15 protein-coding genes are annotated in these 12576 nt (G+C 69.8%); 6 read left to right on the top strand and 9 right to left on the bottom strand.

The features are described from left to right. Nucleotides 1–649: 649 nt before the first annotated feature. Nucleotides 650–1096, bottom strand: coding sequence for a hypothetical protein (locus tag ACZ6QO_RS20815; RefSeq protein ID WP_465852894.1), 447 nt, complete (start codon nucleotides 1094–1096; stop codon nucleotides 650–652). Between ACZ6QO_RS20815 and ACZ6QO_RS20810 the strand changes: the two genes are divergently transcribed. Beyond that, nucleotides 1095–1685, top strand: a complete 591-nt coding sequence (locus ACZ6QO_RS20810; protein ID WP_465852893.1) for an NADPH-dependent F420 reductase — start codon at nucleotides 1095–1097, stop codon at nucleotides 1683–1685. The two genes, ACZ6QO_RS20815 and ACZ6QO_RS20810, sit on opposite strands and share 2 nt — an antisense overlap. 365 nt (nucleotides 1686–2050) lie before the next feature. On the opposite strand, the gene ACZ6QO_RS20805 is transcribed toward ACZ6QO_RS20810, so the two are convergent. The 7 genes from ACZ6QO_RS20805 to ACZ6QO_RS20775 form a co-directional block, all read right to left on the bottom strand. Then, nucleotides 2051–3280 (bottom strand): low temperature requirement protein A, encoded by a 1230-nt coding sequence (locus ACZ6QO_RS20805; RefSeq protein WP_465852891.1) that lies wholly within the window; start codon nucleotides 3278–3280, stop codon nucleotides 2051–2053. 79 nt (nucleotides 3281–3359) lie between these two features. Then, on the bottom strand, nucleotides 3360–3872 hold the full coding sequence (locus ACZ6QO_RS20800; protein WP_465852890.1) for a DUF1707 SHOCT-like domain-containing protein: 513 nt from the start codon (nucleotides 3870–3872) through the stop codon (nucleotides 3360–3362). Continuing rightward, on the bottom strand, nucleotides 3869–4672 hold the full coding sequence (locus ACZ6QO_RS20795; protein ID WP_465852888.1) for an ABC transporter permease: 804 nt from the start codon (nucleotides 4670–4672) through the stop codon (nucleotides 3869–3871). Before ACZ6QO_RS20795 ends, ACZ6QO_RS20800 begins: the two co-directional genes overlap by 4 nt. Continuing rightward, on the bottom strand, nucleotides 4669–5634 hold the full coding sequence (locus ACZ6QO_RS20790; protein WP_465852886.1) for an ATP-binding cassette domain-containing protein: 966 nt from the start codon (nucleotides 5632–5634) through the stop codon (nucleotides 4669–4671). The genes ACZ6QO_RS20795 and ACZ6QO_RS20790 overlap by 4 nt, the downstream gene beginning before the upstream one ends. A gap of 11 nt (nucleotides 5635–5645) precedes the next feature. Next, nucleotides 5646–6548 (bottom strand): DUF4097 family beta strand repeat-containing protein, encoded by a 903-nt coding sequence (locus tag ACZ6QO_RS20785; RefSeq protein WP_465852884.1) that lies wholly within the window; start codon nucleotides 6546–6548, stop codon nucleotides 5646–5648. Continuing rightward, nucleotides 6548–7054, bottom strand: coding sequence for a toxin-antitoxin system HicB family antitoxin (locus tag ACZ6QO_RS20780; protein WP_465852883.1), 507 nt, complete (start codon nucleotides 7052–7054; stop codon nucleotides 6548–6550). The genes ACZ6QO_RS20785 and ACZ6QO_RS20780 overlap by 1 nt, the downstream gene beginning before the upstream one ends. A gap of 283 nt (nucleotides 7055–7337) precedes the next feature. Beyond that, entirely contained in the window at nucleotides 7338–7640 is a 303-nt protein-coding gene (locus ACZ6QO_RS20775) for a hypothetical protein (RefSeq protein ID WP_465852881.1), read from the bottom strand. 128 nt (nucleotides 7641–7768) lie between these two features. Here ACZ6QO_RS20775 and ACZ6QO_RS20770 point away from each other — a divergent pair, with 128 nt between their 5' ends. The 5 genes from ACZ6QO_RS20770 to ACZ6QO_RS20750 all read left to right on the top strand — a co-directional run bounded on the left by ACZ6QO_RS20770 (nucleotide 7769) and on the right by ACZ6QO_RS20750 (nucleotide 11705). Next, nucleotides 7769–9190 (top strand): DHA2 family efflux MFS transporter permease subunit, encoded by a 1422-nt coding sequence (locus tag ACZ6QO_RS20770; RefSeq protein WP_465852879.1) that lies wholly within the window; start codon nucleotides 7769–7771, stop codon nucleotides 9188–9190. Further along, nucleotides 9187–10134 carry a sigma-70 family RNA polymerase sigma factor gene (locus ACZ6QO_RS20765; protein ID WP_465852878.1) on the top strand — a complete coding sequence of 316 codons (948 nt, stop codon included), beginning with the start codon at nucleotides 9187–9189 and terminating at the stop codon, nucleotides 10132–10134. Before ACZ6QO_RS20770 ends, ACZ6QO_RS20765 begins: the two co-directional genes overlap by 4 nt. A gap of 114 nt (nucleotides 10135–10248) precedes the next feature. After that, nucleotides 10249–10554: a hypothetical protein gene (locus tag ACZ6QO_RS20760; protein ID WP_465852876.1), complete on the top strand. Its 306-nt coding sequence runs from the start codon at nucleotides 10249–10251 to the stop codon at nucleotides 10552–10554. A gap of 139 nt (nucleotides 10555–10693) precedes the next feature. Next, nucleotides 10694–10894, top strand: coding sequence for a hypothetical protein (locus tag ACZ6QO_RS20755; RefSeq protein ID WP_465852875.1), 201 nt, complete (start codon nucleotides 10694–10696; stop codon nucleotides 10892–10894). A gap of 286 nt (nucleotides 10895–11180) precedes the next feature. Further along, nucleotides 11181–11705 carry a methyltransferase family protein gene (locus ACZ6QO_RS20750; RefSeq protein WP_465852874.1) on the top strand — a complete coding sequence of 175 codons (525 nt, stop codon included), beginning with the start codon at nucleotides 11181–11183 and terminating at the stop codon, nucleotides 11703–11705. Nucleotides 11706–12046: 341 nt separating this feature from the next. Here ACZ6QO_RS20750 and ACZ6QO_RS20745 read toward each other — a convergent pair whose 3' ends face one another. Beyond that, nucleotides 12047–12490, bottom strand: coding sequence for a hypothetical protein (locus ACZ6QO_RS20745; protein ID WP_465852872.1), 444 nt, complete (start codon nucleotides 12488–12490; stop codon nucleotides 12047–12049). Between the last annotated feature and the right edge of the window lie 86 nt (nucleotides 12491–12576).

The following is a 12576-nucleotide window of genomic DNA, read 5'->3' as shown; positions in this document are numbered from 1 at the left end:
GCGGCTCCGCAGCACGTGGCCGACGTCCGCGACGTGCTCATCGATCATCTCACTGAGACAGAGATGGCGACGCTCGTCACCATCGGCGACAAAGTAGCCGAACGGCTGGCCGCACTGGAACACAAGCACTGACACCCGATCCCGGACCTCATCGCTCACGAACTGTGCGTGTCGGCCTCGAACTCCTGAAGCCACGGCCAGGGGCGAAGTAGCCTTTCGTAATCAGAAGCTTCCAGCGCCTTGTCATTGTGGTCGCGGAGCATCCGCATGACGGTGGCTGCTGACGGGTGCCGGCCTTCTTCTTCCCGGTGGAGATGACGAGCCGCTCGGCGATCTCCCGCAGGATCAGTTCCTGGTCGCGGAGGTGCAGCGCGACGGCGAGCATGGCGTCGTCCGTGACGGCGGGCCCCACGAAACAGGCGACCCGGTGAGTTCGCATGTCCAGAACGCGCTTGATCGGTGAAAGACGATCAAGCGCGCCTTCCGCAAGAAGGTCGATCTACCTGGCGGTTCTGCGCGTGTCGGAGTGGTCGGGGCCGAGGATCCGCTGCCGGGCGGTGAAGACCTCGCCGTATTCGGCTGCAGCCGCAACCCAGCGGGTGCAGCCGCGCGACCGGCGGCGCGTCCAGCCCGGCCGCGGTGTGCCACGTCAACTTGACGCATCCTCCCGTCGCCGGTCATCGCCCGCTGGGGCGGGGATGGCCTTTTCAATGAGGACGGTGGCGATGGCGGCGGCGGTGGGGAAGGCGCCGGCGTTGAGGACCCGGGTGCGGGCCGCGGCGCCGTCGATGAGCAGCGCGAGCTGCTCGCCGAGCTGTTCAGGGTCGGCGGCGCCGGCTTCGCGGGCGGTGTCGGCGAGCCGCGCGGCGACGGCTTTCTTGTAGTCGCGTGCGTATTGGGACGCGGGGTGCTGGGGGTCGTGGAGTTCGACGGCGGCGGCGATGTAGGGGCACAGGGGGGTGGTGGGGGGGATGTCGAAGGCGGCGAGGAGCCGTTCGCGGGGCGTGAGGTCGGTGCGGTCGAACACGCTGGACAGAACGGGCGGCCAGGACGCAGATCTCATGAGCAACATCAGCATCATCGGCACCGGGAACATGGCCCGCACCATCGGCGCGCGGGCGCTAGCGGGCGGCAACACCGTCGAGATCATGGGCCGCGATCAGTCCAAGGCCGCTGACCTGGCCAAGGCTCTCGGCGGCGGCGCCACGACGGGCGAATGGGGCACCGCCCCGGCCGGGGACATCGTCATCGTGGCCCTGTTGTACGACGGTGTCGTGCCGGTCGTCGCCCAGTACGGAGACGCTCTCGCGGGCAAGGTCATCGTCGACATCAGCAATCCCTTCAATTCCACGTTCGACGGGCTGGCCCACCGTGAGGAGACCTCGATCGCGCAGGAAGTCGCCAACGCGGCCCCGGCCGGCGCCAGCGTGGTGAAGGCGTTCAACACCATCTTCCGTCATGTCCTGGAGAAGGGTCGGCCCGACGTCTTCATCGCCGGCGACAATGCGCAGGCCAAGGCAAGTGTGGAGGCGTTCATCGAGAGCCTAGGGCTGCGCCCGTTGGACGTCGGCGGCCTGAAAATGGCGCACTGGCTGGAAGGAGCCGGCGTGGTCACGGTGGGCCTCGCCAACCACGGGGTGGGGGATTTGGACTTCGCCCTCAGCATCACCGAACTTCCCGTCTGAGCAAACGGTCGACGGATCACCGAAAGGACCCGCCAATGAAGCTCGGTTTCACACTTCCCATCATCTGAACCAAGCAGCCCCGCTGCGCACCGTCCCCGATCGGATCACGGCCCCAGAGCGAATCATTGACCTGAAGGTCCCCCTTTGAGGAGCTGACCATCGGATTAAGCATCCGGCCCCGCATTCGCCACCTGCTCGCGGCGAGGCGGGGGCCGCTGCACGCGACGAACGCGCGGCCCAACTCACCCGCCGGGTCGGCCCCCACTCGACGCGCTCGCAACCGTCACCGAAACCCCCACTCGGCGTGGGCGACGCCGGCGAGTATCCACGGAGCAACGGCGAAGGGCCTGGCAGGAGTCGCCGGGTCACGGGAGCGTCCGCTGAGCGGCCGTGACCCTTTGCCGGGCACCGCCGGGGGCCGATGCGCCCAGGTTGTTCAGGGCGATGGTGACGGCGACCAGCACCACGCAGCTCGTCGCGATCGCCGCCACCACGCCGTGCACGCCGATCCAGGGCGCCGCGAGCGGCAGCGCCAGGACGACGACCGCGCAGAACGACAGCAGGCCGGAACGGATCACCGACTCCGCCACGACCAGCGCGTGCACCATCCACAGCAGCAGGAGGAACACCCCGACCGGGATCGCGACCGCGTAGCCGACGACGAGGGGGCCGGCCGGGATGCCGTGCCCGCTCTGCTCGACCGCGACCTCGAGACCGGCGCCGAGCGCGGCCAGCGCCGCGAAGATGCCGTAGTGGCCGTACCCCCACATATAGGAGCGATCACGGCGGTCGCTGAGCCCCTCGCCGGCGTCCACCAGGAAGTACAGCCACCAGAGGGCGAACAGCACCACCAGGCCCGACACGGCGATCACGACGAACGGGCTGCTGATCCCGGTCGTCGCGAGCGCCGCCTCCACCCCTCTGGACGCGGCGAGCACGCTCTCGCCGAGCAGGATGATGGTGAACAGGCCGTAACGTTCGGCGATGTGATGCGGGTGCCACGTGGTCGGCTCGCCCCGCTCCGCCCAGCGGGGCACCGTCAGCTCCAGCACCGCAAGGACGACGAACAGCGGCAGCTCGGCCGCCACGGGCGCGAGCATCGAGTGGTACAGCCAGCCCACCGTCAGGACGCTGATGCCGCCGGCATAACGCAGGGCGGTACGCCGGCGCGCCGGATCGGACAGCCCGGCCCGCACCCACAGGATGACCAGGCCGATCCGCATGATGACATAGCCGAAGGTGATGAACCTGTAGTCGCCGTGCTCGGCCGCGGCCGGCACCGCGGCGGCCAGGACCAGCACGCCGGCCATCTGCACCATCGTCAGCAGCCGGTAGGCGACGTCATCGGTGTCGTAGGACGAGGCGAACCAGGTGAAGTTCATCCACGCCCACCAGATGGCGAAGAAGACCTGCAAGAACGGGACGATGCCGCTCAGCGCGTGCCCCTCGGCGATCTCATGCGCGAGCTGGGCGGTGACGGCCGCGACCGCGACCACGAAGGTGAGGTCGAACAGGAGTTCGAGCTGGCTGGAGACGCGGTTCGGCTCGTCGCTGGGACGCGCCCGCATCCGGATCCTGATCACGATTGGTGGCAAGCTCTCGCTCCTGTCGCTTCGTAACGCCGTCCTGTCTGTGAGACAGCGCAGCGGCCCGCCCTGTGACAGCCCAGCGGCATCATCTTCCGACCGGCAGCGCGCGGGCGGCGCGGATGGTCAGGTGGCCGTAGGGCAGGTCGCCGGTGACGTGGACGTGCAGGCCGCCCGGACGGGGCCGGGCCGGGGACTTGTGAGTGACGCGGCCCCAGGCGGCGCGTACGGCGTCGGTGTTCGCGCCGGCGCCCGCGGGCACGATGATCGTGGCGTGGCCGTAGGTGAGGCGGAGTTCGATGTCGACACGCCGGTGCGGGACGTGGGCGCGGGACAGGTCGAGGCGCACCCTGCCGTACTCGGACTCGACCCGCAGCCGTCGCGGGACCTGCCAGACGCCCGTCCGGGTGAGGCGCCCGCCGACGGACCACAGCCGCACGGTCTCGTCCGGCAGGTCGGCGACGACCGGCCGCAGTTCGTCCGCGCAGGTGGCGGTGAGCGCCCGTTCGAGCCGCGACTCCAGCTCGGTGCAGCCGAACCGGCCCTCCGCGTAGGCCTGCTGGACCAGTTCCACCGCCCTGTCCCGATCGGCCTCGTTCACCGGCTCACCGCCTTCTTGTACAGCCGGGTGGCCAGCGGCACGAACACGACCAGGAGCACGACCGACCACAGCAGCGACACCGGCACCGCGTGCCGCAGCGGCCAGGCGCTCGGCGCGGGCATGGCCGGGCTGGTGTTGCCGAACAGCTCGCGCGCGGCCTGGACCAGCGTGGACACCGGGTTCCATTCGGCGATCGCCCCGAGCGGGCCGGGCAGGCGGCTGCTGTCGGCGAACGCGTTGGACAGGAAGACCAGCGGGAACGACACAAGGGTGACGATGTTGTTGAACACCTCGGGCGTGCGCAGCGCCAGCGCCACGGTCGCCGTCACCCAGGAGAAGGCGTAGGCGAACAGCAGCAGCATCACGAACCCGAGCAGCGCCTCCAGCGGCGAGGTGCGGATGCGCCAGCCGACGAGCAGCCCGACCAGCGACATCGTGATGACGCTGGCGAGGTTCATGATGACGTCGCTGATGGTCTGGCCGGTCAGCACCGCCGAGGGGGACATCGGCAGCGTGCGGAACCGGTCGAAGATGCCCTTCTGCAGGTCCTGGGTGAGGGTGTAGCCGGTGATCTGCGCGCTGGTGACGATGGTCAGCACGAAGATGCCCGGCAGCATGTACTCGCCGTACGACATGCCCGGCAGGCTGATCATGCTGCCGAAGACGTAGGTGAACAGCAGGACGAACACGATCGGGAGCATGACCACGCCGCCCAGCAGGTCGGGCGCTCTGCGGATCTTCAGGGCGTTGCGCTTGGCGATCGTCAGGCCGTCGGCGACGGCCAGCTGCATGGCGTTCATCGGCTGAGCTCCTTGGTCTTGTGGCCGGCCTGGTGTCCGGTGAGGGTGAGGAACACGTCGTCCAGGGTCGGCCGGCGCAGGCCGACGTCGCGTACGGTGACCCGCTCGGCGGCCAGCCGGCCGAGGGCGCTGGTCAGCGTGGCCGGGCCGTCGTCCACCGGGATGGTGACCCGCAGCGCGGCGTCGTCGACCCGCAGGTCACCGGCGGCCAGCGGCGCCAGCGTCCGCGCGGCGGTCGCGAGGCCCGCCGCGGTGGCGACCGACAGCTCGATGCGGTCGCCGCCGACCTGGCTCTTCAGCTCGTCGGCGGTGCCGAGCGCGATCACCCGGCCGCCGTCGACCACGGCGATGCGGTCGGCGAGCCGGTCGGCCTCCTCCAGGTACTGGGTGGTGAGCAGCACGGTCGTACCCGCCGCGACGAGCTCGCCGATGACCTCCCACAGGCCGATGCGGGCCCGCGGGTCCAGGCCGGTGGTGGGCTCGTCCAGGAACAGCACGGGCGGATGGGCGACCAGCGCGCCGGCCAGGTCGAGCCGGCGCCGCATGCCGCCGGAGTAGCCCTGCACGGGACGGTCGGCCGCGCCCGCGAGGTCGAAGCGCTCCAGCAGCTCGCGGGCGCGATCCCGGCTGCGCTTGGCGCCGAGGTGGTAGAGGCGGCCGACCATCTCCAGGTTCTCGGCGCCGGTGAGGTGGTCGTCCACGGCGGCGTACTGGCCGGACGCGCCGATGCGCGCGCGCAGCCGTCCGGCGTCACGGACGACGTCGAACCCGGCGACGCTGGCGTGCCCGGCGTCCGGGACGAGCAGCGTGGTGAGGATGCGCACAGTGGTGGTCTTACCTGCGCCGTTCGGGCCGAGCAGCCCCAGCACCGTCCCCTCGGGGACGCGCAGGTCCATGCCGTCGAGGGCGGTCACGGCGCCGTACTTCTTGACCAGGCCCTCGGCCACGATCGCGTCTGTCATCGGAGATCTCCTTAGGAACGGTGGACGAGGACGTCGCCGTAGATGGTGTGGGCCCGCACCTCGACGGTCCGGTCGGCACCGCCGGGGGCGTCGCTGGGGTCGAGGGAGACGTCGACGGTGCCGTACTTGGAGCTCACGTCCAGCCAGGCGGCCGTGCCTTCGGCGACACCGAGGTCCAGCCCACCACCGTTGGTCTCCAGCACGACCGAGCCGCGGCTCACCTCGCCGATCTGCAGGCCGGCGTACGCGGTCTTGGCGGTGACGCCGGCCAGGGCGCGGTCCACGGTGAGGTCGCCGTGCGCGCTGTTCAGCCGCAGCTCGCCGGTCACCTCGCGGATGCGGACGCTGCCGTGGGCGGTCCTGACGGCGGCGGTGCCGTCGACGCGGCCGATGAGGATGCCGCCGTGCGCCGTCGTCACCTCGGCGTGGCCGGACGCGCGGGTGACCGAGATGTCGCCGTGCGTGGACTTCAGCCGCAGCGGGCCGGCCTGCTCGACGCGGATGGCGCCGTAGGCCGTGGTACACGCCACCTCGCCGAGCGGGCCCCGGCAGCGCAGGCTCCCCACCGCCGTGGCGTCGACCCGGGAACCCGCCGGCAGGCTGACCGTCACCTCCACCGATCCCGGGCCGAGCAGCAGCGAACGCGCCCAGGACGCGAGCCCCGAGCCGGCGCCCTGCTCGCTCTCGCCGCGCACCACGAGCCTGCCGTCGGCGTACTCGACCTCGGCGCGCTCGGCGGTCCGTACGTCGGCGTCGTTGTGCTCATCGGCCGGTCGGATCTCGACGACGGTGTCATTACGGGCGCTCGCCTCGACCCGGATGGTGGCGTGCGGTATCTCGAAGATCGCGGAGATGGGTTCAGGGGTGTCGAAGGTCGGCATTCCGCTTCCCTGGTCGTGGGTCGGCCTGGACATCAGCGCACCCAGCCGCTGTAACGGTTGCCGGACTGCTGCGGCGGGCGCCTTGTGGAACGGCGGCCGGCGTCACCGGAGTCGAGCGCGGCGGAGATGGCGCGCACCAGCCAGGCGTTGACCGACAGCCCGTCACGCGCAGCCGCCTCGTCGATGCGCGGCTTGAGTTGCTCGGGGACGCGCAGGGAGATGCGGGACGTGCCGCCGTCGTCGGCCTCCGGGGGCGGCGGCGCGGACGGCCGTTCGTCCTCGTACGCGGGGGTGGTGGGCGGTGACGTCACGACGAACGCGGGGTCGCGGCCACGCAGGCGCACCTCGACCGACCCCGGCGCGAGTTCCTGGGTGATCTCGTCGGCGGCGGCCGACAGGGCTTCGAGCAGCGCGAGCCGGGCGGCCGACTCAAGCGTCGCGGCAAGCCGCTCCGCCAGCGCGCGCGCCTCCTCGCCGCCGGCGCCCGCGGCGATCGCGAGCTCCCGACGAAGGTGATCGACATACGGCGCAAGGTCCATGACGCCACTATGACACCATCATGGCGTCACCACAAGCGGGATCGAGCCAGTATGGTGACGCCACTCAGGCGCCATGGCCATTTTCCCTAGTAGAGCCCCTTGCCTTGAGCGCCCGCGGTCCCTGGGCGCATGCCGATGCCGCCCTACTCCTGTGGCAGGAGCAGGGCGGCATGAGGTGAGTCGCGGGTCGCCTACTCCCCGCCGGCCAGAGGCGTCGACGGCGAGAGAGCCAGGCGGCGATGATGCTGGACCGGCCCGCCGCTGCGGCGCTCGGTACCGGACCCTAGGTTCGGACGGTCTCCACCGCACCGGCGTACGAGCCGATCAGGGTGGCTTCCTCCCGGGTGAGGTCACCGGCCAGCCGTTGGCCGAGCTCGCGCTGGAACTCCTGGAAGGCGGCCAGCTCGGTCAGGCCCTCGCCGTCCACGACATGGACGAAGGTGACGCCGTCGGCCAGCCGGAAGCTGCTGTACCGCAGCCCGGCCGGCGCCGCGGTCGCCAGCTCCGCGAACACCTCGGCGATCAGTCGCTGGTTCTCGTCGGCGGATTCCGGCTTGGTCCGGTAGCGGATCACTGCTGCGCTCATCACGTTCTCCTCGATCAGTTCGCTGTCACCGGTACCGACAACGCGAACGCGGAAAATTCATCGCCGCGATGAGTCGAGGGCTTCGCCGTTGTCAGTACCTGTGACAGCGAATTTCTGGAGGACCTCACGTGAGTGGCAAGGATCGGACGACCGTCGAGCAGCGCTGGGTGCTGGCCCTGGCCTCGATCGGCGCGGTGATGGTGGCGCTCGACGCGCTGGTGGTGGCGCCCGCGCTCAGCACCATCAAGCAGGATCTCGGCGCCTCGATCGAGCAGCTGGAGTGGACGGTGAACGCCTACACCCTCAGCTTCGCGATGCTGTTGATGATCGCGGCGGCGCTCGGCGACCGGTGGGGCCGGCGGCGGACGTTCGCCGTCGGCCTGGGCCTGTTCTCGGTCGCCTCGGCCGCCTGTGCGGTGGCCTCTTCCGTCGAGTGGCTGATCGTCGCCCGCGCCGTGCAGGGGGCCGGCGCGGCCGTCGTGATGCCATTGGCGATGAGCCTGCTCGGCGCGGCTTTCCCGCCCGAACGCCGAGGTTGGGCGATCGGTATCTTCAGCGGACTGACCGGCCTCGGCGTGCTGGGCGGCCCGGTCGTCGGCGGAGCCGTGACCGAGGGCCTCGCCTGGCAGTGGATCTTCTGGATCAACGTGCCCGTCGGCGCGATAGCGATCGTGCTCGTACTCCTGCGGATCAGCGAGAGCAGCGGAGCGGTTCGCCGTCTGGACCTGGGCGGCGCCGCCCTGATCACCTTGGCGGTCCTCGGCATCGTCTGGGGCATCGCCCGCGGCGGGACGGCCGGCTGGGCCAGTGCCGAGGTGCTCGGCTCTCTGCTGGCCGGAGGCGTGCTGTTGGTCGCATTCCTGGCTTGGGAGAGCCGCGCACCGCAGCCGATGGTGCCGCTGACCTACTTCCGGTCCAGAGCGTTCTCGGCCGGTAACGCGGCGGGCTTCTTCCTCACCGCCGCACTGTTCGGCGCAGTATTCTTCATGGCCCAGTACATGCACGTGGCCTTCGACGCCGGTCCGCTGGAGGCGGGGCTGCGGCTGCTGCCGTGGACCGCCACGCTCTTCCTCGTGGCGCCCGTTGCCGGCCGGCTCGTGGACAGGGTCGGTGAACGCCCACTGGTCGTCGCCGGTCTAGGGTTGAAAGCCGTCGGCATGTTCTGGATCAGCCAGGTGAGCAGCGGCACGGTCCAGTACGGCGAACTGCTGGCACCGCTGATCGTGGCCGGGTGCGGCGTCTCCATGGCGCTGCCGGCGGCGCAGAGCGCGAGTATCGGAGCGCTGCCCCGCGAGGCCGTCGGAATCGCCTCCGGCATCTACAGCATGATGAGGCAACTCGGCGGAGCCGTCGGAGTGGCCGTCCTGGCCGCGGTCTTCGCCGCCGCCGGCGGCTACGCGTCCTTCGCCACCGGATTCACCCGGGCCCTGGCCGTCTGCGGCGTACTGTCGTCGCTCGGAGCGGTCGCCGGACTCCTCATCAGCGCACGACGTAGCGTGGTACCCGGTGCTCCGAGCGCTCGGCCGGAGCCGGTCGAGGAGCCCGTGTGAACCTGGAGGAGGAGTTCGCGCGGTACCGAGGCGAGCTGATCGCGCACTGCTACCGGATGCTCGGTTCGCTGCACGACGCGGAGGACGTGCTCCAGGACACCTACTTGCGCGCTTGGAAGGGATTCGCCAAGTTCGAGCAGCGCTCGTCGGTCAAGACATGGCTCTACCGGATCGCCACCCGGCTCTGCCTGAACGCCTTGCGGCACAGCAGTCGCCGCCTGGTGCCCTCGGCCCTGGGTGCTCCCGGCACCGATCCCGAAGGTCTGGACGCGCCGATGCTGGAGGCGAGCTGGCTCGAGCCGTTCCCCGATCACCTGCTGAGCACCGACCCGGCTCTGGTCGTCGGGACCCGGCAGAGCCTGCGGCTGGCGATGGTCGCCGCGCTGCAGCACCTCCCGCCGCGGCAGCGCGCGGTACTGATCTTCCGGGACGTCCTTGCCTGGCCGGCGTCCGAGGTCGCCGACCTGCTGGACATGACGACGGCGGCGGTCAACAGTTCGCTCCAGCGCGCGCGTGCCGAGCTCGCCAAGGCCGCACCCGTCGAAGAGCAGTTCAGCGAACCGGAAGAGCCCGGACGCCGTGCTCTGCTCGACCAGTACGCCAAAGCCTTCGAGCAGGCGGACCTGGTCACCCTGGAAGGCCTCCTGACGCAGGACGTCCGGTGGGAGATGCCCCCGATCCCGACCTGGTTCAACGGCCGCGAGGACGTCATGCGCCTGATCGCGGCGAAAATGGCTCCTGGCCAGGGGTTGCGGATCATGGTGCAGACGTCGGCGAACGGCCAGCCCGCGTTCGGCGTGTACGGCCGCGGCCGCGACGGCGGCTTCCACGCGCGCTACTTGCAGGTGCTGACACTGACCAAGGACGGAGTGCACTCAGTCCTCGCCTTCCACCGCCCCGACCTGTTCCCCTCCTTCGGCCTACCAATCGACCGCCCTGCCTAGCGCCGCGACGTGGACGGCTCACGGGGACGTCCGTGATGGACGTCCGGTGATGGACGTCCGTGATGGGGCGGCCACGACGACGACCCGGAATGGACCGGGTTCCTGACGCCCAACGTGCTCACCTACTTCGAGGGGTTGACCACGATGGTCCTCGGCAGACCGCTGATCGCCGTCGACCGCTTCCAACGCCTGCTCGCCGATCCGGCGCTCGGGGAACGGAACCGTCTCTACTACCGGTCATGCCTGGCGAACGCGCTGCTCGCCTCGGGCGAGACCGCCGACGCCCTGGCGGAGGGGATGGACCTGCTGGCGAGGGTGAGCGGTTCGCGCAGGACGCTGGAGGAACTGGCTCCGCTCCGCGACGCGGCCGGCGACTCCTCGGAGTTCGCCGAACTGTACGACCACAAGCTCGCCGCGTAACCGTACGGTCCACGCGGCGGACGGCTGCCCATAATCGCGATCAGGCTCGAAGCACGGGCTGTGGCTTCATGGGATATGGGCACCCCGAGGTGGCGTCCAGACGATCGGCAGTAGTTCTGTCGCCCATTGGTAGGCGCGCTTGAGGGTGTGGTGGCGGGCCCAGGCCGAACCCGGTGACCGCCTGGGGGAACTCGCCGACATCTACGAGGTGGTAGCCGCCCTTGCCGAAACCCTGGGATTCTCCGACAGGCAGATCCAGGAGGCGGCGGATCGCAAGGGAGCCGAACGCGGCGGCTTCAGCCGACGACTATGGCTCGACAAGGTGACGTCGACTGGGTGATCCCTGCCGAAGTCGGAGAAGGTGAACCGTGTACGACGAAGCCGAAAGGCTCGACCTGCGTTATCCAGCAGCGTCTCAGTGTCACTCCCGTGACCCTGCCCGGGGGTCATCTCGTCGCGCTCAGCCGACCCGATGAAGTGGCCGACGCCCTGGACCGGTGATGTCCATCTCGCTATCACCGTCCCTCTGAAAAGAGATCACCCCTCGCCCGCTGATCGCCTGCGGGATAAGCTCGAGATGATTATTCATCACCTGATGAGTTATCTGCGAAGGGGCGTGGTGAGACATGCGCAGGACGCCTGCGGCCGTCGGGAGTGCGGTGTTCTTCGCCGTGGCGCCCGGCGGTGTGGCTGTGTTCGGGCCGTGGTGGGTCACTCGCTGGCGGATGGCGGATCTGCCCGACGGGCTCTCGTGGGCCGCCGTCCCGCTCCGGGTGGTCGGGGTGGTGCTCATCCTGGCGGGAGGTGCCGTGCTGGTCGACGCCTTCGTCCGCTTCGTGACCGAAGGCTTCGGGACGCCCGCGCCCGTCGCGCCTCCCGAGCACCTGGTGGTCGGCGGACTGTACCGGTATGTCCGCAACCCGATGTACGTGGGAGTGCTCGCGGCCATCGTCGGCCAGGGGCTCCTGCTCGCGCGGTCCGGGCTGCTCTGGTACGCCGCCATCACGTTCGTCGCGGTCTTCTGCTTCGTGCGGCTGCACGAGGAGCCGACCCTGCGCAGGAGCTTTGGCGCCGAGTACGAGGAGTACCGCGCGGCCGTACCCGGCTGGTGGCCCCGGCGACGCCCATGGGCCAGGACACCCAGCGGCTGACCGGCCCTCAAGGGCGGGACGCTGTTCATCCGGGTAGAAGCGACCCGGTCGTACCGCCTTCCGGAACGGACGAGGGCACACGTCAGTGATGCTCGAGGAACGCGACGGCTGGCGCGAGTTCCGGGTCCGTTGACGGTACATGCGCTCGGAACACTTGCGGGATTGCCGAGGGATCAGGAGGCGGTTTGACGCGTGTGTCTGCGCCTGGAACCAGTCAGTGGCCATGTCGGTCTCCGTGAAGCGTCCGATCAGCGCCAAGGCCGAGCTGATGCTCTCGTCTATCTCCACGAAATCGTCGGGGTTGTCGGATTCCATGATGATCTGAAAGCGCAGTCCGTCCATCAGGCGATCGAGCGCGTTCGGGTCGTCGCGGACCGCTCAGCGGGCGAAGACGGGGCGAAGGGGACGATCATGCGCCCGTCGCGGGCATAGGTGAAGAAGGCGTTGTAGTTGATGTCCATGCTGAAGCCGAGGGCTTCGCGGCCGTCTGCAGCGACGGAGCACACGATTTCGGAGTCGACCGCCGCCGGCACGATGCCGATCCAGCCGTTGTCCTCGCCCACCCAGCAAGATCCGTCGTCGATGGCGTGGTCGAGGATCTCGCTCAGATAGCAAGGAGTACGGGTGGCGAGGTCCAGGCCGAAGGTTTCGGCCAGGGTGTCGAGGTCCGCGCCCTTGACCCAGATGGCGGTGAAACCTAGTGACCACAGGTTCGGGTCGCTGTCGAGCCTCTCGGTGAAGAGGGTCGAGACCAGTAGGTCGTGCAGGTCGGCCCGTGAATGCATGGCCGCCTCTTGGTCGGCGAATCGGTGATGACGGTAGCCCGCCTGGGGTCGGTGAGCTTCGGTTGTCGCGACACCCGCCCTTGACA

This window comes from Sphaerisporangium sp. NPDC049457 (assembly GCF_055586705.1).
This window is presented reverse-complemented; position numbering and strand designations above follow the sequence as displayed.